Annotated in this window: 16 protein-coding genes and 1 other annotated feature; of the genes, 10 read left to right on the top strand and 6 right to left on the bottom strand. The window is 67.5% G+C overall.

What is annotated here, in order from left to right:
* The first annotated feature begins 192 nt into the window (after positions 1 to 192).
* Positions 193 to 792, top strand: coding sequence for a hypothetical protein (locus tag KW836_RS15195; RefSeq protein ID WP_218343798.1), 600 nt, complete (start codon positions 193 to 195; stop codon positions 790 to 792).
* 25 nt (positions 793 to 817) lie between these two features.
* Here the strand turns inward: KW836_RS15195 and KW836_RS15190 are convergent, their stop codons facing one another.
* Both KW836_RS15190 and KW836_RS15185 read right to left on the bottom strand, forming a co-directional pair.
* Entirely contained in the window at positions 818 to 2,395 is a 1,578-nt protein-coding gene (locus KW836_RS15190) for a TerC family protein (protein ID WP_175185286.1), read from the bottom strand.
* A 395-nt stretch (positions 2,396 to 2,790) separates the two neighbouring features.
* Complete coding sequence (locus KW836_RS15185) at positions 2,791 to 3,198, bottom strand: hypothetical protein (RefSeq protein ID WP_218343796.1); 408 nt, start codon at positions 3,196 to 3,198, stop codon at positions 2,791 to 2,793.
* A gap of 113 nt (positions 3,199 to 3,311) precedes the next feature.
* Here KW836_RS15185 and KW836_RS15180 point away from each other — a divergent pair, with 113 nt between their 5' ends.
* The 4 genes from KW836_RS15180 (at position 3,312) to KW836_RS15165 (ending at position 8,495) form a co-directional block, all read left to right on the top strand.
* Positions 3,312 to 4,070, top strand: coding sequence for a gluconate 2-dehydrogenase subunit 3 family protein (locus tag KW836_RS15180; RefSeq protein WP_175121559.1), 759 nt, complete (start codon positions 3,312 to 3,314; stop codon positions 4,068 to 4,070).
* Complete coding sequence (locus tag KW836_RS15175) at positions 4,063 to 5,835, top strand: GMC family oxidoreductase (RefSeq protein WP_175136521.1); 1,773 nt, start codon at positions 4,063 to 4,065, stop codon at positions 5,833 to 5,835. The genes KW836_RS15180 and KW836_RS15175 overlap by 8 nt, the downstream gene beginning before the upstream one ends.
* On the top strand, positions 5,832 to 6,761 hold the full coding sequence (locus KW836_RS15170; RefSeq protein ID WP_218343794.1) for a c-type cytochrome: 930 nt from the start codon (positions 5,832 to 5,834) through the stop codon (positions 6,759 to 6,761). The genes KW836_RS15175 and KW836_RS15170 overlap by 4 nt, the downstream gene beginning before the upstream one ends.
* A 97-nt stretch (positions 6,762 to 6,858) precedes the next feature.
* Positions 6,859 to 6,911, top strand: a sequence feature (sul1 is cis-regulatory element that is thought to sense ions involved in sulfur or methionine metabolism; They are found in Alphaproteobacteria).
* A gap of 117 nt (positions 6,912 to 7,028) precedes the next feature.
* The gene (locus KW836_RS15165; RefSeq protein WP_218343792.1) at positions 7,029 to 8,495 is read left to right on the top strand and encodes a SulP family inorganic anion transporter; all 1,467 of its coding nucleotides are present in this window, start codon (positions 7,029 to 7,031) and stop codon (positions 8,493 to 8,495) included.
* 47 nt (positions 8,496 to 8,542) lie between these two features.
* Here KW836_RS15165 and KW836_RS15160 read toward each other — a convergent pair whose 3' ends face one another.
* The 4 genes from KW836_RS15160 to KW836_RS15145 are packed head-to-tail and all read right to left on the bottom strand — an operon-like array spanning position 8,543 to position 13,599.
* Positions 8,543 to 10,180, bottom strand: a complete 1,638-nt coding sequence (locus KW836_RS15160; protein WP_175121563.1) for an ABC transporter ATP-binding protein — start codon at positions 10,178 to 10,180, stop codon at positions 8,543 to 8,545.
* Entirely contained in the window at positions 10,177 to 11,007 is an 831-nt protein-coding gene (locus KW836_RS15155; protein ID WP_105238898.1) for an ABC transporter permease, read from the bottom strand. Before KW836_RS15155 ends, KW836_RS15160 begins: the two co-directional genes overlap by 4 nt.
* Before the next feature lie 3 nt (positions 11,008 to 11,010).
* A complete protein-coding gene (locus KW836_RS15150; RefSeq protein ID WP_218343791.1) occupies positions 11,011 to 11,985 on the bottom strand; it encodes an ABC transporter permease in 975 nt (324 codons plus the stop codon).
* 9 nt (positions 11,986 to 11,994) lie between these two features.
* Positions 11,995 to 13,599, bottom strand: a complete 1,605-nt coding sequence (locus tag KW836_RS15145) for an ABC transporter substrate-binding protein (RefSeq protein WP_218343790.1) — start codon at positions 13,597 to 13,599, stop codon at positions 11,995 to 11,997.
* Between the two features lie 197 nt (positions 13,600 to 13,796).
* Between KW836_RS15145 and KW836_RS15140 the strand changes: the two genes are divergently transcribed.
* Genes KW836_RS15140 through KW836_RS15120 form a run of 5 tightly spaced genes read left to right on the top strand, consistent with a single transcriptional unit; the run spans position 13,797 to position 18,633 of the window.
* Positions 13,797 to 14,564 carry an endonuclease/exonuclease/phosphatase family protein gene (locus KW836_RS15140; protein WP_175121567.1) on the top strand — a complete coding sequence of 256 codons (768 nt, stop codon included), beginning with the start codon at positions 13,797 to 13,799 and terminating at the stop codon, positions 14,562 to 14,564.
* Positions 14,561 to 15,751, top strand: a complete 1,191-nt coding sequence (clsB, locus tag KW836_RS15135) for a cardiolipin synthase ClsB (RefSeq protein WP_175121568.1) — start codon at positions 14,561 to 14,563, stop codon at positions 15,749 to 15,751. Before KW836_RS15140 ends, clsB begins: the two co-directional genes overlap by 4 nt.
* A complete protein-coding gene (locus tag KW836_RS15130) occupies positions 15,748 to 16,749 on the top strand; it encodes a lysylphosphatidylglycerol synthase domain-containing protein (protein WP_175136527.1) in 1,002 nt (333 codons plus the stop codon). The genes clsB and KW836_RS15130 overlap by 4 nt, the downstream gene beginning before the upstream one ends.
* A gap of 8 nt (positions 16,750 to 16,757) precedes the next feature.
* A complete protein-coding gene (locus KW836_RS15125; RefSeq protein WP_175136528.1) occupies positions 16,758 to 17,888 on the top strand; it encodes a DUF3182 family protein in 1,131 nt (376 codons plus the stop codon).
* Positions 17,875 to 18,633, top strand: coding sequence for a S9 family peptidase (locus KW836_RS15120; RefSeq protein ID WP_175121571.1), 759 nt, complete (start codon positions 17,875 to 17,877; stop codon positions 18,631 to 18,633). The genes KW836_RS15125 and KW836_RS15120 overlap by 14 nt, the downstream gene beginning before the upstream one ends.
* The last annotated feature ends 24 nt before the right edge of the window (positions 18,634 to 18,657 follow it).

The raw sequence follows: 18,657 nt of genomic DNA, 5'->3' as shown, positions 1-18,657 counted from the left end.
CGCACGCGGCGCCATCCGGCTGGTATCCGGATGGCGCCTGTCCGACCCGCTGGCGGCCGAGGGCGCAATGCCTTCGGGCGATCCGTTCGGGCCGCATTGACACCCTTGATTTAGGCGCTTTACGCTACCCCGCACTCGTGGTCCAACCGGGCGTGGTTCTGCCCTGGCGCACCAAGGTGCGGGAGGCGCGTCATGACGCTGAGCAGACCTGGCGCACTCGCGTGCGCGTTGCTGATGCTGGCTTTACTGGCGCCGGCCGGCGCGCTGGCCGCATGCAGCGACAAGACCTTGCGCGGGATGGCCGACGCGGGCCGCAGCGTGGCCACGATTGCCAAACGCTGTGGCATGAGCGCGGCGGCGGTGAAGGAAAGGCTGGGAGCGGTCGACGCGAAAGCCAACCGCGCGCCCGCCGAAACAGTGGCGCCGCGCGCGACGCCTGGCGCTGAAACGCGCGCGGCGGCGGCAGGATCCGCCGCGACTTCTGCAGCGCAGTCCGCCGAAAACGCCGCCGAAAAGCCCGCAGCAAAATCCGCGGCAACTGCCGCGACGAGATCCGCGGCAACGGCGGCCACCGCGCCGTCGGCCAGCGCCGCCAAACCGTCGGGCAAGGCGCCGACCGAGCCGCAGAAGCACCCGCCGGGCACCGTGCTGGAGCTTTGCGGATGCTACGGCAGCATGGAATACGGCTTTACCGAGCCGAACGAGCAGTGCGTCAGCGGCTTGGCGGTAGCGACGCGGTGCCCGGGCTATTGCCCGGTGAACCGGTCGCCGTGGCGCCGCATCTGCAGTTGAGGCGGTCGCCCGCCCCGCCCTTTGATCAATCGGCCGCGCTGGCCTGCGGCTGATGCGGCCGCGCATGCACCTGGTCGATGCGCAGCCCGTCACGACGCGTCACCTCAAAGCCCCAGTCACGCAGCATCACGGTGTCGCCTGTTTCCGGGATCCGGCCGCCCGCGCGCAGCAGGCACCCGGCCAGCGTCGCATCGGGGTAATCGTCGGCAAGCGCCGGCGCTTCCAGCAGGCGCGCCGCTTCGTCCACGGACAGCCGTCCGCCCAGCAACCACGAACCGTCGGAAAGCTGCAAGGCTTCGGGCTGGTCTTCCTGGTGCTCCGGCATGTCGCCCGCCACCGCTTCCAGCACGTCCATCGGCGTGACCAGGCCTTCGCACACGCCGTGTTCGTCCACGACGATCAGCATGTGATCGCGCGAGGCGCGCAGCTCATCCAGCACCTTCAGCACCGGCGTGGTTTCCATTACGTAGCGCGGTTCGCGCGCCAGTTCCACCAGGTCGATCGGGCCGGGGTTCTGCAGCAGCGGCAGCACTTCCTTGAAGTGCAGCACGCCCAGCACGTTGGCCGGGTCGCCCGCGCACAGCGGCAGGCGCGAGTGGCCGGTCGCGAACTTGCGCACGATGACGTCCGGCGTGTCGGCAACGTCCAGCCAGATCATGTCGCCGCGCGGGACCATGATGGAGCGGATGTCGCGCGCGCCGATGGACAGCACGCGTTCGATCATCGAGCTTTCCTCGGGCGCAAAAGCCGGCTCGTCGCCCGCGCCGTCGACCAGCGCCACCACTTCGTCCGCTTGCGACACGGGTTGGCCGGCACGGCCGCCGCGCAAGAGGCGCAGCACGGCCTGCGCCGTCCGTTGACGGCGGCCCAGCGCATGCGTGCCGCGGGCGCGATTGCGGCGCGCCAACTGGTTGCACAGCTCGATCAGGATCGAGAAGCCGATGGCCGCGTACAGGTAGCCCTTGGGAACATGGAAGCCCAGGCCTTCGGCGACCAGGCTGAAGCCGATCATCAGCAACAGGCCCAGACACAGGATCACGACCGTCGGGTGGCGGCCCACGAAGGCCATCAACGGGCGGCTGGCCAGCATCATGACGGCCATCGCGACCACCACGGCGATCATCATGATGCTCAGGTCCTGCACCATGCCCACGGCGGTAATGACCGAGTCCAGCGAGAACACGGCATCCAGCACCACGATCTGCAAAATGACCTGCCAGAACACCGCATGCTGCGGCTTCTGCGCCTGGTCATGGCTGGCGCTGCCTTCGACACGTTCGTGCAGCTCCATCGTCCCCTTGAAGAGCAGGAACAGGCCGCCCAGGATCAATATCAGGTCGCGTCCGGAAATCTCGGCGCCCATCACCGTGAACAACGGCGCGGTCAACGTGACCACCCACGCAATACTGGCCAGCAGGCCCAGGCGCATCACCAGCGCGAGCGTCAGGCCGATCAGGCGTGCGCGGTTGCGTTGCTCGGGCGGCAGCTTGTCCGCCAGGATCGCAATGAACACCAGGTTGTCGATACCCAGCACAATTTCAAGCACGACCAGCGTCGCCAGGCCAAGCCAGGCGGTAGGGTCGGACATCCAGTCGAAAATCATCAGGTTTCCACGGAAAACGTAAGCGGACGCGCTAGCGAAGCGCGTCGGCGGGAAGGCGTAGTGTCAGGAGCGCGCCGCAGAGGCTGCACAGGCGCGCCGACGGGCACGGCCTGGCGAGGCGGCGCGCGGCCGCCGAGTCGCGGCGTGGCCGCGGAGGCGCTGGGGAATGCGGCGCGCAGGGAAACAGCCCTTGCCGCGGCAGTGTGGAGAGGAGATAACGGGCGCCGGCAGATCCGCGGCGCCCTGCTAGGAGGAGGGTCTTCGTTCATAGATGGCGGACGGCTCCAGGCTGCCGGGGCAGCAAAAAGTCGGAATATCCGCCGCGCTCTCTTTCTTACAGGACCCTGAATATTACCTGAATCGGAAATCCGCGCGACTAGGGGATGTCACCACCTTCACTGGCCGCGCGGATCCGCCGTGCCGCCAGAACCCGATGACGCGCCCGACCCCGGCATACCGCCGTGTCCCGTGGACCCCGTATTGCTGCCCGGCGTCCCCTTCGCCCCGCGCGTGTCGGTGCCGGCGTCGTCCTGCCGAGGACTCGACCCGGCACGCGACGCATCGCGCTTGCCGTGATCGCCCTTGTCTCCTTGTTTGGATTGGTGGGGCATGGACTTCTCCTGAGCCGGCGTCTTCGGCGTGCCCGCCTTGCGATCCGGCTGGGACTGGCTGCCGGTGCGGGTGTCAGGCGTGGTCGTCTGCGCCTGGGCAACTAGCGTTTTTTCAATGCGCTGCGCGGAAACGCTGGTGGCAAGCAAGCCGCTCATCGCCGTAGCGCACAGATACAGAATCGGTTGTTTCATGGTTGCTCCTTCGTCGACAACGGTGACACACTGAGCCCCAGGCCAACGAGCTGACGCGGGATCTCTTTTCATCCAGGGGCAAGTTGCGTGCCTGCCTCGCCATGGAGCAAACCATGAGTGATAAACCTGTACCCGGCCGGCGGGGGCTGCTCAAAGCCCTGGCCGTCGGTGTCCCCGGCGCAGCGTGGGCGCCCCGCGCGATCAGCGCCCCGGACCCTGCCTCCCCCACTCCCCATCAAGAAGGTGCCGCCACGGGCGGCGCCGCCAACCGAACGCTCAAATTTTTCAACGCGCAGGAAGCCTTGACGATGGATGCCATCGCCGCGCGCCTGATTCCGGCCGACGACCTGGGGCCGGGCGCCAAGGAAGCTGGCGTGACGTTCTTTCTGGACGGCCAGTTGGCCGGCGCCTGGGGTGCGGGCAGCCAGCTCTACCGGCAAGGCCCGTTTGAACAAGGCACGCCGGAACAGGGCTACCAGTTGTCGTTCACGCCGGCCGAGATGTTCCGCCGCGGCCTTGCCGCGCTGGACGCCGCCGCGCGTAAGCAGGACGGCAAGCCTTTCGCCGAGCTGGACGCCGCGCGGCAGGACGCCTGGCTGCGCGACATGCAGGAAGGCAAGCCGGATTTTTCGCCGCTGCCGTCAGGCGTGTTCTTTCAGGCGCTGCTCGAAGGCACGATCGAAGGCTTCTTTTCCGACCCGCTGTACGGCGGCAACGCCGACATGGTGGGCTGGAAACTGGTGGGATTTCCCGGCGCGTTTGCCTCGTTTTCCAACGATATCGAACGCCACGGCGTGATCTGGGCCGGCCAGCCGGTCTCCATTGCCAACGCCGTGGGCCACAAGATGACGCCGGGAGGCAAGCATGGCTAAGACGCTGCCTGCGGTAGACGTGGCAATTATCGGCGGCGGGTGGACCGGCGCCATCATCGGCAAGGAACTCGCGGCCGCCAAGCAGCGGGTCGTGGTGCTGGAACGGGGCGAGGCGCGTTGGCCCTCGCCCGATTTCCAGGGCCCCAATGTCCACGACGAACTCAAGTACACGCGGCGCCATGAACTGCACCAGGACGCCGCGACGGAAACCTACACGTTCCGCAACAACACGGACCAGAAGGCGCTGCCGATGCGGCGCTGGCAGTTCGCCTACCCCGGCACGCATCTGGGCGGCGCGGGCAATCACTGGTCGGGCGCCTACTACCGCTTCGATCCAACCGACTTCGTCATGCGCAGCCATTACAACGAACGCTATGGCAAGGACATCTTCGACAAGGAGCTGACCTGTCAGGACTGGGGCGTGACGTACGACGAACTCGAGCCCTACTTCGACCGCTTCGACTACCTGATCGGCGCGTCGGGCCAGGCCGGCAACATCAAGGGCGAAAAGCAGGAAGGCGGCAATCCGTTCGAGCCTTGGCGCTCGCGCCCCTACCCCAACCCGCCCATGAAGGTGCCCTACGCGCCCGCGCTGTTCGGCGAGGCCGCGCGCAAGCTGGGCTATCACCCTTACGTGCAGCCGTCCGCGCTCTGCACGCGGCCGTACGTGAACTCCGAAGGCCTGCACATGAGCGCGTGCGTGTACTGCGGGTTCTGTTCGAACTTTGGCTGCGAGCACTTTGCCAAGGCCTCGCCGCAGGTCTGCATTCTGCCCGTGGCGATGAAGATGGAAAACTTCGAGATCCGCACCGGCGCGCACGTGCTGCGCGTGGAGTTGACACCGGACAAGAAGCGCGCCCGCGGCGTGACGTACGTGGATGCGGCCGGCGAAGAAGTCTTTCAGCCCGCGGACATCGTGTTCCTCTGTGCATTCGGCATCAACAACGTGCGCCTGCTGCTGCTGTCGGGCATCGGCAAGCCGTTCGATCCGGTCACCAACACCGGCGTCGTGGGCCGCAACTACACGCACCAGACCACCTCGGGCGTGAATCTGTTTTTCGATGAGTCGGTCAACATCAACCCGTTCATGGGGGCCGGCGCGGTGGCGGTGACGATGGACGACTTCAGCGCCGACAACTTCGACCACGGGCCGGTGGGCTTTGTGGGCGGCGGCTATCTGCAGATCCAGGTGGTCAGTGGCGCGCCCATCGGCTTTCATCCGACGCCTAAAGGCACGCCGTCGTGGGGATCGGAATGGAAGAAGGCCGTCGCGCGCCACTACAACCATGCGGCGAACATCACCATCACGGGCTCGGCGCAGCCGTGGCGCGGCGGGTATTTGAGCCTGGATCCCACGTACAAGGACGCCTGGGGCCTGCCGCTGTTGCGCGTGACCTACGACTTTCCCGACAACGACATCCGCATGTCGGCGTTCCTGACCGAGAAAGGCGATGAGATCGCGCGCGCCATGAAGGGCATCGCCCGCACCGAGCCCGGCCCGCGCAAGCGGCCGTTTTCGGCCACGGCCTACCAGTCCACCCACCTGACGGGCGGCGCGGCCATGGGCGATGATCCCAACACCAGCGTCGTCAACCGCTACGGACAGTCGTGGGACGTGCCCAACGTGTTCGTCACGGGCGCGGCTTTGTTTCCGCAAAACTCGGGCTACAACCCGACCGGCACCGTGGGCGCCACCGCCTACTGGATCGTAGAGAAAATCAAGGCGGACTATCTGCGTTCGCCGGGCCCGCTGGTGTCATCATGAGCGAACATCGCAAAGGCATCTTTTTCACCGTCGGGCTGATGATCGCGGTGCCGGTCATCACGCTGGTCGCCACCGGCGTCCAGATGATGGGCGCCGGCGGCGACGAGGCGATCCGGGCTTCCGCCGTGCCGCAGCCGCCGCCACCCGCAGCCAGCCCGGCGCCACAGGTGGCGGCTGGCCAAGCCGCCGCGCCTGCCGCACCGGCAGCAGCACCTTCGGCAACAGGCACAACGCCTGCCGCCCCTGCCGCTCCGGGCGCCGCTCCCGCCCCGATGAAACCCGTGCCCGGACGCAGCGCAACCGATTTCACCGCGTCGCGCCCCGACTGGGAAAAATGGCTGAACGAGGCCGATCCCGAAGCGGGCAAGCAGCTTGCCGCAAACGGCAAACCCGGCGCCGCGGTGCAGGCCTGTGTGGCCTGCCACGGACCCGCCGGCATCACGCCAACCGGCGGCATCTTCCCCAACCTGGCAGGCCTGCGCAGCGAATACCTGGCCAAGCAACTTGCCGACTTCCGCTCGGGCACCCGCGTGCAGCCGCTGATGAATACGATTGCCCGCGCCCTGACCGAACAGGAAATCGGCCAGGTGGCAGCCTACTACGGCACGCTTGCCGGACCGCCGCTGCACGTGGGCGAGTTTGGCGGCGAGGCCGCCCGCCGGCTGGACGTTGACGGCGACGGCGCTCGCGCGCTGCCCGCCTGCGCCAACTGCCACGGACTGCGCGGCATGGGCGAAGGACCGCTGCTGCCGCGTCTGGCCGGTCAATCGCGCGAGTATTTCACCGACCAGATGAACGCGTTTCGCAATGGCTCCCGCCAGAACGACGACGTGGGCGTGATGCGGGCATTTTCGCAACGCCTGACCGATGCCGAGATCCAGGCGCTGGCGGCGTACTACGCGGGGCCTGCGCCTGCGCCGCGCTAGTGTCGATGGCGTCATGACGGCGTAACGCTCCAAGGGAGTACAATCGCGTCCGCCGCACCCGCAATGGGTGCGCGGCTGCGACGCTGTCGCGATCCCAGATGGACCCGGCCTGCCGGGTGGCTCGGCCGGGCGCCTATCCCTCGGACAACTCTCAAGCACCACGGGCGTTCGCCCTCATTTGCCATAGTCGGCTGCCGCACTCCGCTGCCGCGCACACCGGCAACGCGACCCACGCCTGGCGCTTGTTCAATTCAGCTTAGCCAATCAATGTCAGTTCTTTCCAAGCTTCGTCGCGACTGGATGGCCAATCCGCGCGCGGACATTCTCTCGGGCGTGCTCGTCGCCCTTGCCCTGATCCCCGAAGCCATCGGCTTTTCCATCATCGCCGGTGTCGACCCTCGCGTCGGCCTGTACGCCTCGTTTTCCATCGCGTTCATCATTTCTTTCATGGGCGGACGACCCGGCATGATCTCGGCCGCCACGGCCGCCGTCGCGGTGCTGGTTGCGCCACTGGTGCGCGATCACGGCGTCGGCTACCTGTTTGCCGCGACGGTGCTGATGGGGGTCGTGCAGATCGCAGCCGGCTTTTTGCGGCTGGACCTCCTGATGCAATACGTGTCCCGGTCGGTCGTGACCGGCTTCGTCAACGCCCTCGCCATCCTGATCTTCATGGCACAGTTGCCGCAGCTGATCGGCGTCACGTGGGTGACCTATGCGATGGTGGCCGCCGCGCTGGCCGTCATCTACCTGCTGCCGCGCCTGACCACCGCCGTCCCGTCGCCGCTGATCGCCATCATCGTGATGACGGCCGTGTCCATCTTTGCCGACCTGGACGTCAACACCGTGGGCGACATGGGCACGCTGCCGTCGGCTCTGCCGTCGTTCGCGATTCCCGACGTGCCCTTCACGCTGGAGACGCTGCGCATCATCCTGCCGTACTCGCTGACGATGGCCGCGGTGGGCCTGCTGGAATCGATGATGACGGCGCAGATCGTGGACGACATGACCGACACGCCCAGCGACAAGCGGCGCGAATGCAAGGGCCAGGGCATCGCCAACCTCGTCACCGGCTTTCTGGGTGGCATGGGCGGCTGCGCCATGATCGGCCAATCGGTCATCAACGTGCGCGCCGGCGGCCGCACGCGGCTGTCGACCTGCGTGGCGGGCGTCTTCCTGCTGTTCCTGATCGTGGCGCTGGGCCCGCTGGTGGCGCAGATTCCGATGCCGGCGCTGGTGGCCGTGATGATCATGGTGTCCATCGGCACCTTCAACTGGCGCTCGCTGCGCAACCTCGGCTCGCATCCGTGGCAGTCATCGGTGGTCATGCTGGCCACCGTGGCCGTGGTGGTCTGGACGCATGACCTGGCGCGCGGCGTGCTGGTCGGCGTGGTGCTGAGCGGCCTGTTCTTTGCCGGCAAGGTGAAGGGGCTGCTCGACGTGGACGCGTCGCTGTCCGAGGACGGCCGCACGCGCACCTACCGCTATGCCGGCCAGATCTTCTTCGCCTCGGCGTCCCGGTTCTCGGCGGCGATCGACTTCCATGAGGACGTTGAGCGCGTGGTGATCGACTTGTCGGCCGCGCACTTCTGGGACATCTCGGCCGTCGGCGAACTGGACAAGGTGACGCTCAAGCTGCGCCGGGCCGGCCGCCAGGTCGACGTCGTGGGGCTGAACGAGGCCAGCGCGACGCTGGTCGGCCGCTACGCGCAGCCGGGCGCGTCCGCGGGACACTGACCCGGGCCGCGCCTGTCATCTGGCCTAGGTTTCGACGATGGCCAGGTTCAGGCGGCGAGCCGCGTGACGACCGCGGCCGGATCCCAGCGGCGGCCCGGCACCGCTGCCAGCAGCGCCTGCGTGTAGGGATGGGAGGGATTGGTGAACACGTCGGCGCACACGCCCTCTTCCACGACGCGGCCCGACTTCATGACGGCGATGTGGTCGCAGACCTGTGCGGCCACGCGCAGGTCGTGCGTGATGAAGACGATGGACAGGCCCAGTTGCTCGCGCAGCCGGGCCAGCAGCGCCAGCACCTGCGCCTGCACGGATACGTCCAATGCCGACACCGGTTCATCGGCGATCAGCACTTGCGGCCGCATCGCCAGCGCGCGCGCCAGGCCGACGCGCTGGCGCTGGCCGCCCGAAAACTCGTGCGGAAAGCGCCGCACGGCATCAGGCGACAAGCCCACCAGTTCAAAGAGTTCCTGCGCGCGGGCCAGCGCCTCGCGGCGCGGCGTGCCATGCACGATGGGGCCCTGCGCCACGATCTCGCCGACGCGCTGGCGCGGGTTCAGCGAGCCGTACGGATCCTGGAACACCATCTGCACGCGCTGCGCATGGGCGCGGCGGGCGCGCGCGCCCTTGAACGAGAGCGGCTCGCCGGCCAGCGTAATGTCGCCGCCATCGGGCGGCAGCAGTCCCAGCAGCGTGCGCGCCAGCGTGGACTTGCCCGACCCGCTTTCGCCCACGATGCCCAGTGTGCCGCCGCGCCGCAGCGTCAGCGTCACGTCGTCCACCGCGTGCGTCACACGGCCGGGCCGGCCGAACCAGCCGCGCTTGCGGTAGGTCTTGGACAACCCCTGCGTGGTCAGGATTGCAGGCGCGTTCCCGCCAAGGTCGACGCGGGCCGGCGCGGGCGCCAGCGGCGGCACCGCAGCGATGAGCGCGCGGGTGTACGGATGGCGCGGATGTTCCAGCACCTGATCGGCCGTGCCGCTTTCCACCAGTTCGCCGCGCTGCATGACGGCGACGCGGTCGGCAATCTCGGCCACCACGCCAAAATCGTGCGTAATGAAAAGGACCGCCGTACCCTTGCGGCGCTGCAGGTCGTGGATTAGGTGCAGGATCTGCGCCTGCGTCGTGACGTCCAGCGCGGTTGTCGGTTCGTCGGCAATCAGCAGCGCCGGTTCCAGCGCCAGCGCCATGGCGATCATTGCGCGCTGCCGCTGTCCGCCCGACAGCTCGTGCGGATAGGCGCCCAGCGCCTGCGCGGGGTCGGGCAGCCGGACGGATTCCAGCAGGTCCAGCGTGCGCTGACGGATCACGGCGCGCGACAGCCGCGTGTGCGTGCGGAACACCTCGGCGATCTGGTCGCCGATGGTGCGCAGCGGATTGAGCGCGGTCATCGGTTCCTGGAAGATCATGCCGATGCGCTGGCCGCGCAGCCGGCGCAGCGCATCGGGCGCAAGCTTCAGCAAGTCCTGCCCTTCCCAGAGCACGCGGCCGGCGCTGGCATGCACCCCTTGCGGCAGCAGGCCGAGAATCGTGCCGGCCGTCAGCGATTTGCCCGATCCGCTTTCCCCGACGACGCAGACGATCTCGCCCGGGTTGACCGCCAGCGTCAGGCCCTTGAGCGCATGCGGCCGGTCGGCGCCGGGCGGCAGGTCCACGGTAAGGTTTTCGATGCGAAGCAGTTCGGTCATGATCGTTTCAGCCTGGGATTGAGAGCGTCGTTCACCCCCTGCCCGACCAGCGATATCGCCAGGACGGTCAGCAGGATGGCAATGCCGGGAATGGCGGACACATACCACTGGACCCGGATCACCCCGCGGCCGCCGCCGATGAGGTTGCCCCAGGACGGCACGTTGGGGTCCGACAGGTTCAGAAAGGCCAGCGCGCTTTCCAGGAGGATCGCCGTGGCCATGATGACGCTGGCGTAGACGATCACAGGCGGCAAGGCGTTGGGCAGGATCTCGCGGAAGATGAGGCGCAGGTCACCCATGCCCAGCGCCCGCCCCGCCTGCACGAACTCGCGGGTCTTGAGCGTCAGGAATTCAGAGCGGGTCAGCCGCGCCACCGGCGGCCACGACACCAGCCCGATCGCCAGCACCACCGTGCGCAGGTCCGAGCCGAACACGGCCACCAGCACCAGCAGCAACAGGAAGTTGGGCAGGATCTGGAAGGCCTCGGTCACGCGCATCAGCAGGTCGTCGGCCAGGCCGCCGTAATAGCCCGCCACGGCGCCCAGCACCACGCCGATCAGCACCGACACGACCGTCGCGGCAAGGCCGATGGCCAGCGTGACGCGCGCACCGTGCAGGATCTGCGCGGCGATGTCGCGCCCCACTTGATCGGTGCCCAGCAGAAAGCGCGCGTTGTCGCCGGGCCACTGAAGCGGACGGCCGGCCAGACTGAGCGGATTGCGCGGATACCAGAAGTCGGCGCCCAGCGCGGCCGCGCAGACGGCCGCCAGCAGCACGAGGCCCAGCACGGCGACGGGGCTGTGGAAGTAACGGCGTAGCGTTTCCATGGTTCAGCTCCGGACAATGCGCGGGTCAAGCCGCGCATACAGCAGGTCGACGATGAAGTTGATGGCGATCACCAGCAGCGCGGACACGAACACGATGCCCAGCAAGGTGTTCAGGTCGCGCTGCACGACAGATTCGTACGCCAGGCGGCCCAGGCCGGGCAAGGCGAAGACGCTTTCGACCACGACCGACCCGCCCAGCATGGTCCCGGCCTGCAGGCCCAGCAGCGTCACCATCGGCAGCAGCGCATTGCGCAGCATGTGCCGCGCCACGACTGCCGTTTCGCGCAGCCCCTTGGCGCGGGCGGTGCGGATGAAATCGTGCGAGGCCACTTCCAGCATCGATGCGCGCATGATGCGCAGGTAGATGGCCAGAAAGATCAGCGCCAGCGTCGCGGTGGGCAGGATCAGATGCCACGCGATGTCCAGGATACGGGTCAGGCCCGTGTAGCCGGACGCAATGGTCTCGAACCCGCCGGCCGGCACCCAGTCCAGCCACACCGCGAACACGAAGATGCCCATCAGGCCGAACCAGAACGATGGCGTGGCGCAGAACACCAGCCCCAGCGTCGAGATCAGCCCGTCGGCCCAGCCGTTGACGCGCCGCGCCGCGACGACGCCCAGCGCCATGCCGCCCGCAAAGGCGAACGACAGCGCCGATCCCATCAGCAGCAGGGTCGCCGGCAGGCGCTCGGCGATCACGGCGGCCACCGGCTTGCCATAGATGGCGGAATAGCCCAGGTCCAGATGCGCCAGCCGCCACAGATAGTTGCCCAGGCGCGCGCTGGCCGACTCGTCCAGCTGGTAGTGCGAGCGCATGGCCGCAATGGTGGCGAGGTCGGCGCCACCAATCTGCGCCACCAGTGCGTCGACGGTATCGCCGGGCGCCAGCTGCAGCAGCAGGAACAGGCCCGCCAAAATGATCAGAAGCGCGGGCGCCGCCGCCAGAAGCCGCCGCGCCGCAAGAGTCAGGAACCCCATGCCGCGGTCCTAGGCCGACAGCCAGGCGTCATGCCAATCGCTGGACGGCCAGCGCGCATTGTTATGGCCGTTCTGCAGCTTCCGGCTTGCCACTGAATAAAACTGGCGTTCGGTCGCCATCCAGATGGGCAGCTCGTCGTTGACGGCCTGCACCCATTCGGCGTACAGCGCGCGGCGGCGGGCCGCGTCGATTTCGGACGCGGCGTCGTCGATCAGCTTGTCGACCTTGTCCGACTGCCAGCCGTACTGGTTTGTCCACGGCGCGCCCGCCGGGCTGCCCGATCGGTACCAGACCGTCGTGGACACCGCCGGGTCGCCGCGGTACTGGTGCCAGCCCGTGGCGATGTCGAAGTTGTGTTCCTTATAGACAGAAGACAGCGCGCCCGCGATGTCGTACTGCACGATCTCGACCTTGATGCCCACGGCTTCCAGCGACTGCTGGATGAAGGTCGCCAGCAGCGGCACGTCTTCGCCGTTCTGGATGGGCACCAGCTTCAGCGCGAAGCGCACGCCGCCGGCGCCGCGCTTGTACCCGGCCTCGTCCAGCAGCGCCTCGGCGCGCTTGACGTCAAACGGATACGGCGGCTTGCTGCCCGCCGGGAAGAAGGCCTCGGACGACGACGGAATGGGGCCGGTGGCCGGCTTGCCCAGCCCATACAGGAAGTTCTCGATAAAGAATTCGATGTCGATTGCATGGACAATGGCACGGCGCACGCGCACGTCGGCCAGTTCCTTGCGGCGGAAGTTGAATTCCAGCGTGTTGTTGAACACGTTGGCCTCCAACCCCTTACTGCGCACCTCGAACTGCGGGTTCTGCTTCAGGCGGTCCAGGTCGGCGAGCGTCAACTGCGAATAGGCGCTGAGCTGAAGCTGGCCGGTTTCCAGCGCGGCCGTGGCGGCCGACTTGTCCGTGATGATGCGCCAGACCACGCGGTCCAGATAAGGCTCGCCCTTGCGCCAGTAATTGGGGTTGCGCTCGGCAATGATGAACTGGCCACGCTGGTACTGCACGAACTTGAACGGGCCCGTGCCGACCGGCGCGGTGTTCGCCGGGTTCTCCAGCACGTTGGTGCCTTCGTACAGATGGCGCGGGACGACGTAGCCCAGATCGGCCAGCGCGCGCAGCAACAGGTCCAACGGCATCGGCCGGCTGTAGCGGAACACCGCCGTATGCGCGTCGGGCGTATCGACTGCCTCCAGATAGAGCTGCAGCGCGGTGCCGAAATTCAGGTGCTTCTTCCACAATTCCAGCGCGTTGTACTGGACATCAGCCGACGTGAACGGCTTGCCGTCGTGCCAGGTCACGCCTTCGCGAAGCTTGAACGTGATGGTCTTGCCGTCGGGGCCGGCAGTCCAGGCGGTGGCAAGCTGCCCCACGGGTTTGCCGGCCGCATCCAGGTCCACGAGCGATTCGATGATCTTGCTGGTAACGATGTACACGCCGGTCGAGGCGCGCAGCGCCGGATTCAGGATCCGCTGCTCGGACCCCAGGTGCACGTTCAGCACGCCGCCATGACGCGGCGCGGCGGATTGCGCGAAGATCGACGTGGGAAATGCCATCGCGGCGGCAAGCGCCCCGGAAGACAACAGGAACTCGCGGCGGGTGGTGCGCATGTCGGACTCTGGTTCTGCCTGGTTGGAAGCTGCGGATCTTAGGCCTGCGGCGCCGGGCTTGAGAAATGCTGATTTCTCATTTGCTCATGCGTCCCCCCGTATCGCCGCCGACAGAACAAGTCGTGTCGCTTCACGTTTCGTTACTCGCCGGGCACGCCACTTGCTCAAACCGACGGATCGCATCTGCCGGAGTTTTCATGCCCGCTTCGCATTCCCTCGACACCACGACGCTGACGGTGCTGACGGTCAATACCCACAAGGGCTTTACCAGTTTCAACCGCCGCTTCATGCTGCACGACCTGCGGGAGGCATTGCGCACCGCAAAGCCGGACGTGGTGTTCCTGCAGGAGGTCCTGGGTGAACATCAGACGCATGCCGGCCGCCACGAGTCATGGCCGGCGCAGTCCCAGTACGAGTTCCTGGCCGACACGCTGTGGACGGACTTTGCCTACGGCCAGAACGCCGTTTATCCGGAAGGTCATCATGGCAATGCCATCCTGTCGCGCTACCCGATCGAAAGTCACCACAACCACGACGTGAGCGTGGACGGCCACGAGGGGCGCGGTCTGCTGCACTGCGTGCTGCGGCCCCCTGCCCTCGCCTCGCCCGTGCATGCGATATGCGTGCATCTGGGCCTGCTCGAGCGCCATCGCGGCGAGCAACTGCGCCGCTTGTGCAAGCTGGTGTCGAACGACGTGCCGGCCGACGACCCGCTGCTGATTGCCGGCGACTTCAACGACTGGCGGCTGCGCGCTGATGCCTTGATGCGCGAGTGCGGGACCTCGGAGGTATTCACCTCGCGGTTGGGCCGGCCCGCGCGGACGTTTCCCGCGCGCTGGCCGCTGTTGCGGCTGGACCGCATCTATGTGCGCAGCGTGCGTGACTGGCAGCCGGTGCCGCTGGCGTCCCGCGTATGGTCTCGCCTTTCCGATCATGTGCCAATTTGCGCGGAGATTGCGCTATGAACCTGGGCTGGCGCGAAAACAACCGATATACCCTGCTGGAAAACGGCACGGAGTACTTTCCCGCGGTCGTCGAGGCCATTGATTCGGCGGCCAGCGAAGTGCTGGTGGAAACCTTCATCCTGTTCGACGACGTCGTCGGCAAAGAGATTCAGCAGGCCCTCATCCGCGCGGCGCGCCGGGGCGTCAGCGTCGACCTGCTGGTCGACGGCTACGGCTCCGACGAACTGAGCGAGGCCTTCATCGGCGCCATGACCGAGGCCGGCGTCCGCTTTCACGTCTTTGATCCGCGTCCGCGCTTTCTGGGCGTGCGCACGAACGTGTTCCGGCGCATGCACCGCAAGATCGTGGCCGTCGACCGCCAACGCTCCTTCATCGGCGGCATCAACTTTTCCGCGGACCACCTGCCCGATTACGGACCGGAAGCGAAACAGGACTACGCCGTTCTGGTGGAAGGCCCGCTGGCGGCCGACATTGCCGACTACGCGCGCGCGGCGCTCGGCAAGGGCAAGCGCGGACTGCGGCGCCGTCCCGCGCGCATGGATCCGCTGCCCGCCGGCGACGGCGGGGGCCGGCTCGTGGTGCGCGACAACGTCAGCCATCGCAGCGACATCGAACGCTACTACCGCGCGGGCGTGCGCTCGGCACGCTCGGACGTGCTGATCGCCAATGCGTACTTTTTTCCCGGCTACCACCTGTTGCGGGATCTGGTGAAGGCCGCCCGCCGCGGGGTGCGCGTGCGCCTGCTGTTGCAGGGTGAACCCGACGTGCTGGTCGCCCGGCTGGCCGCCTCGATGCTCTATGACTACCTGATGGACAACGGCGTGGAGATCCACGAGTACTGCAAGCAGCCGCTGCACGGCAAGGTGGCGTGCGTGGACGAGGATTGGTCGACGATCGGCTCCAGCAATCTGGACCCCCTGAGTCTTGCGCTCAATCTGGAAGCCAACGTCGTGGTGCGCGACGCGTCGCTGAATGCGGCCCTGCGCAAGAGCCTGGACCGGCTGATTGCAGAGGACTGCCGCCCCGTCGAAATGCCCAAGAACTCGCGGCGCCGGTTGCGCCGCCTGTGGCTGGGGGTGGTGGTGTTCCACTTTCTGCGGCGCTTTCCCGCATGGGCCGGCAGCCTCCCGGCGCACAAGCCGCGCCTGCAGACCGTCACGGCGGACACCGGCAGGGAGACGGCATGAAGATCCTGCACTCGTCGCCCATGCGGGCCCTGCGGCGCCGCTGGCCGCGGATCAAGCGCATTCTGCCCGTGCTGGTCCTGATCGTGGTGGCCGGCCTGCTTTATTACTTCGGGCGGTCCGTGGACTGGCCGCAGGTGTGGGTGGCGATGCGCAAGATTCCCGGCCAGACCATTGCCATTGCGGCCGGCCTGGTGGTGGCGGGTTACCTTGCCTATGGCAGCCTGGACCTGCTCGGCAAAAAGTACACGCGGCATCACCTGCCCGCGCCCAAGGCGCTGGGCGTGGCCATGTTGAGCTACGCGCTGAACCTGAACCTGGGCGTGCTGGTGGGCGGCCTGGGCGCCCGTCTGCGGCTGTACACCCGGCTGGGCTGCCGCAAGTCTGTGGCGACGCGCGTCGCGCTGTTTGCGGCGGCATCGAACTGGATCGGCTATGCCTGGCTGGCGGGCATCGTGTTCGCCTTGGGCGTGGTGCCGGTGCCGGCAGGCTGGGAAATCGGCTCCGGGATGTTGCGTCTGCTGGGCCTGGCCCTGCTGGCGCTGGGGATCGCCTACGTGGTGACATGTGCGAGGGCCAAGCGCCGCAGCGTCACCTGGATGGGCCACCACATCACCTTGCCACGCGCCCGCATGGCGGTGGCGCAATGCGCCGTGGCCGCGCTGTCCTGGTCCCTGATGGGCGCCATCTGCTTTGTGCTGTTGCAGGGCAAGGCGAGCTACCCCGCGGTGCTCGGCATCTTGTTGTGCACCAGCTTCGCGTCAGTCATCACCCGCGTGCCCGGCGGCCTGGGCACCACCGAGGCCATCTTCGTGGCCGCGCTGGGTTCGCAGATTCCGCCCACCGAAGTGCTCGGCGCGGCGCTGGCGTACCGCGCGGTGTATGCGCTGGCGCCGTTGTGCCTGGCGCTGGTGGCCTATCCCCTGATCGAGCTGAAACTGGGCATGCGCAAACGCAAGGGAGAAGCCGCTCCCCCCGGTCAGGCTCGCCATCTGCCATGAGGCCCGCCATGAATCGACCCCAACCCGACTCAGCAGGCACCGTCGCCGCCTACCCCCGGCGCACCGGCGCGTCCGAACATGAAATTGCGTCGCAGGAGGCGCTGGCGTTGCGGATCGCGGCATTGCTGGGCCGGCGCTTCGTGCCGGACTTCCGGCCGACCCGCAATCGCGGCGAGCCGCCGCCCTACTACGTGCCCGATCGCAGCATCACCAGCCTGGCCCGCGCGAACAAACTGGGCATCACGCGCGCGGCCGACTTGTTTGGCGGGGTGACGCCGCACGCCTTCGTGGCGACCAAATCCATCACCCATGGCGTCGTCGACGCGCAGGCGAAATCGCCGCAGGGCTGGGTGCGCCCGCTGGCCGGCGAGCTGGAAGAGGTCGTGTTGCGCGGGTACACCGCGTTCACGCTGGACGATGCGCACCGCGCGGGCGAACGTCTGCTGCAGGCGGGCCCGCTGCGGCTCAAGCCGGCCGACGCCAACGCCGGGCGCGGCCAGGTCGTCGTGCGCAATGCGCAGGAGCTTCGCGCCGCGCTGAACGGCCAGGACGCCGCCACCATGCGCCGGCTGGGGCTGGTGCTGGAAGAAGACCTGGCGCAGATCGCGACCTACAGTGTGGGCTGGATCCGCGTGGGCAAGCTGGAAGCGTCGTACGTGGGCACGCAGAGCCTCACCCGGGACAACAACGGCGAGCCGGTGTACGGCGGCTCGGCGCTGACATTCGCGCGCGGCGGGTTCGACGAACTGCGGGCGTTGAACCTGTCTGACGAAGAACGGCAGGCAGTGGACCTGAGCTGCCGTTACGACACGGCGGTATCCACCGCGTATCCCGATTTTTTCGCGTCGCGCCGCAACTACGACGTGGCGATCGGCCAGAATGCCCGCGGTGAGCCCCGCGCGGGCGTGCTCGAGCAATCGTGGCGAGCCGGCGGCGCCAGCATCGCGGAGCTTTCCGCATTGCAGGCGTTCATGCTGTCCCCGTCGCTCAAGTCGGTGTCCGCCTTTACGCGCGAACGCTACGGCGCGGACGAGCCGGCGCCCACGTCGGAGCAATACGTGTATCGCGGCGAGGATTCCGCCGTGGGTATGATCACCAAATCGGGGGGCATTCTGGAGGACGACAATGGCCGCCTTTAGCGACCCAATCGATATCGAGGTGGCGGACCAGCGGCTGGCCGGCACCTTTCTCACGCCCGAAAGCAAGGTGCCGGGCGTGCTGTTCATTCACGGCTGGGGCGGCGACCAGAAGTTCGACCTGGCCCGCGCCAAGGGCATCGCCGCGCTGGGCTGCGTCTGCCTCACGTTCGACCTGCGCGGCCATGCCGCCACGCAGGCGCAGCAGATGCAGGTCTCGCGCGACGACAACCTGCGCGACGTGATGGCCGCCTACGACCGGCTGGCCGCGCATCCGTCGCTGGACAGCGGCTCGGTGGCGGTGGTGGGCAGCAGCTACGGCGGCTACCTGGCCGCCATCCTGACCGGGCTGCGCCGCGTGCGCTGGCTGGGCCTGCACGTGCCCGCGCTGTACCGCGACGACGAATGGATGCTGCCCAAGAACCAGCTCAACCGCGAGACCCTGCGCGCCTACCGCAATTCCCACATCGAACCTGAAAGCAACCGCGCGCTGTCGTGTTGCGCCAACTTCACAGGCGATGTGCTGATCGTGGAGGCTGAGCACGATGTCTATATCCCGCACTCCACGATCATGAACTACCGGTCGGCGTTTCGCAGGTCGCATTCGCTGACTCACCGCATCCTGGACGGCGCGGACCATGCGCTGACCGACAAGGCCTCGCAGCAGGCCTACACCTCGATCCTGGTGAACTGGGTGACGGAGATGGTGATGGGCGCGCGGGTCGGCCGGGCGCGGCCTGTGCCGTAGCCGCGGCCGCGGCAACGGCAAGCC

This window comes from Achromobacter sp. ACM05, from assembly GCF_019218915.1.
GTDB classification, from domain to species: Bacteria; Pseudomonadota; Gammaproteobacteria; order Burkholderiales; family Burkholderiaceae_B; genus Achromobacter; species Achromobacter animicus.
Note: the sequence above shows the minus strand (reverse complement) of the source record. Positions and strands in the feature narration are given on the sequence as shown.

Bases quoted from the DNA above. Each gene is read 5' to 3' on its own strand.
- KW836_RS15195 (WP_218343798.1), top strand. From the start codon at position 193: ATGACGCTGAGCAGACCTGGCGCACTCGCGTGCGCGTTGCTGATGCTG.
- KW836_RS15190 (WP_175185286.1), bottom strand. From the start codon at position 2,395: ATGATTTTCGACTGGATGTCCGACCCTACCGCCTGGCTTGGCCTGGCG.
- KW836_RS15185 (WP_218343796.1), bottom strand. From the start codon at position 3,198: ATGAAACAACCGATTCTGTATCTGTGCGCTACGGCGATGAGCGGCTTG.
- KW836_RS15180 (WP_175121559.1), top strand. From the start codon at position 3,312: ATGAGTGATAAACCTGTACCCGGCCGGCGGGGGCTGCTCAAAGCCCTG.
- KW836_RS15175 (WP_175136521.1), top strand. From the start codon at position 4,063: ATGGCTAAGACGCTGCCTGCGGTAGACGTGGCAATTATCGGCGGCGGG.
- KW836_RS15170 (WP_218343794.1), top strand. From the start codon at position 5,832: ATGAGCGAACATCGCAAAGGCATCTTTTTCACCGTCGGGCTGATGATC.
- KW836_RS15165 (WP_218343792.1), top strand. From the start codon at position 7,029: ATGTCAGTTCTTTCCAAGCTTCGTCGCGACTGGATGGCCAATCCGCGC.
- KW836_RS15160 (WP_175121563.1), bottom strand. From the start codon at position 10,180: ATGACCGAACTGCTTCGCATCGAAAACCTTACCGTGGACCTGCCGCCC.
- KW836_RS15155 (WP_105238898.1), bottom strand. From the start codon at position 11,007: ATGGAAACGCTACGCCGTTACTTCCACAGCCCCGTCGCCGTGCTGGGC.
- KW836_RS15150 (WP_218343791.1), bottom strand. From the start codon at position 11,985: ATGGGGTTCCTGACTCTTGCGGCGCGGCGGCTTCTGGCGGCGGCGCCC.
- KW836_RS15145 (WP_218343790.1), bottom strand. From the start codon at position 13,599: ATGCGCACCACCCGCCGCGAGTTCCTGTTGTCTTCCGGGGCGCTTGCC.
- KW836_RS15140 (WP_175121567.1), top strand. From the start codon at position 13,797: ATGCCCGCTTCGCATTCCCTCGACACCACGACGCTGACGGTGCTGACG.
- clsB (WP_175121568.1), top strand. From the start codon at position 14,561: ATGAACCTGGGCTGGCGCGAAAACAACCGATATACCCTGCTGGAAAAC.
- KW836_RS15130 (WP_175136527.1), top strand. From the start codon at position 15,748: ATGAAGATCCTGCACTCGTCGCCCATGCGGGCCCTGCGGCGCCGCTGG.
- KW836_RS15125 (WP_175136528.1), top strand. From the start codon at position 16,758: ATGAATCGACCCCAACCCGACTCAGCAGGCACCGTCGCCGCCTACCCC.
- KW836_RS15120 (WP_175121571.1), top strand. From the start codon at position 17,875: ATGGCCGCCTTTAGCGACCCAATCGATATCGAGGTGGCGGACCAGCGG.